1 protein-coding gene is annotated in these 1322 nt (G+C 68.6%); it reads right to left on the bottom strand.

Annotated elements, in window-relative coordinates; translation table 11 throughout:
* The coding region (locus ACIP67_RS43325; RefSeq protein WP_401700241.1) for a histamine oxidase at positions 1–1262 on the bottom strand (1262 nt) is incomplete at its 3' end.
* Positions 1263–1322: the final 60 nt, after the last annotated feature.

Below are 1322 nucleotides of genomic sequence, written 5' to 3' on the forward strand. Positions count from 1 at the left end.
TACCGCTCGTCCTCGTGGTACTGGGACACCCACAGGGTCTTGGCCGCGAAGGTCGCCCGCCGGTGGATGGAGGACCCCTCGGCCGCCATGAGGGTCGGCAGGCCCTCGGGGTGCAGCTTGTAGCCGACGGGGGCGCCCAGGCGGTTCTTGTGCTCCGCGCTCTCCACCACCCAGGTCCGGGCGACAGACATGTCGGCGTCGCGCTGGGCCTGCTGTTCCGTGGCCAGCACGGTCCGGCGCCGGGTGAACGCGTTGCCGCGCGGGTTCTCCTCGGAGAACGGCAGACGGACGCCGTCCTCCTCCAGCACGCGGCACGTGCCGTCGTCGAGCGCGAAGTCGAGCCGCGCGCTGAACAGGTGCTGATGGAAGGGGGCGCCCAGTCCCGGGGCGATCTCGGAGGCGAAGTCCGTGGTCCCCTCGGGGACGGCCGAGGTGAAGACGATGCCGGTGGCCTTCGCCTCGAAGCTGATCGTGCCGTCCAGGTAGAGGTACCAGTAGAAGCCGTAGTCGTAGTTGCCGATGGTGGTGAAGAAGGAGATCACCAGCCGGCGGTTGCGGCGCGTGTAGGAGATGCCACTCCACATCTCGGTGTGCTTGGAGAGGATGGACCAGTCCTCCTCGTGCATGCAGATGCCGTTCTTGATCTGGCGCGGCTCACCGGCGTTGTTCACCACCCAGGGGGAGAGATAGGTGATGTCGCCGAGGCAGTCGCAGCCCAGCTCGAGCGAGTTCGCCCACTGGCCCACCAGGTACTCGCCCGTGTCGAAGTAGTTCTGCCAGGACCGGATGGGGGAGGGGTCGCCGTAGGGCACCACCATCTCGGCGATGGACGCGCGGTCCAGGATCGTGCGGCGGCGGCCGGTGTGCGGGTCGTCGAACGCGATGTTCTGCAGCACGAGGCCTTCGCGCATGTCGAAGCCGATGTCGAGGCTCCAGCGCTCCCACTCCACGTGGTTGCCGCCGTCCACGGTGAAGGACGGCCCCTCGGGCTGGGTGATCTCGATCGGCTTCTGCGTGGTGCGCAGGTCGCCGGTGAGCTCGGGGTCCGTGTAGTTGCCGTGCTCCTGCGGCACGGGCATCGCTCCCAGGTCGATCACCTGGGTGACCTCCTTGGCCGTGACGTCCACATAGCCGACGATCCCGTCGATCGGGTGGGCCCACGGCGAATCCGCCTCGTGCTGCTGGTGGAAGGCCAGGCCGCGCAGGATGCGGTGGCCCTTCTCCTCCTCGTATTCGAAGACCCCCGCGGACAGGGGCGCCACACGCACCTCCTCCACGGGGATGCCGCGGGTCCGCATGGCCTCCTGCCAGCGGGGGTCCTG

The organism is Streptomyces sp. NPDC088812 (assembly GCF_044750285.1).
In the GTDB taxonomy this organism is placed as follows: Bacteria; Actinomycetota; Actinomycetes; order Streptomycetales; family Streptomycetaceae; genus Streptomyces.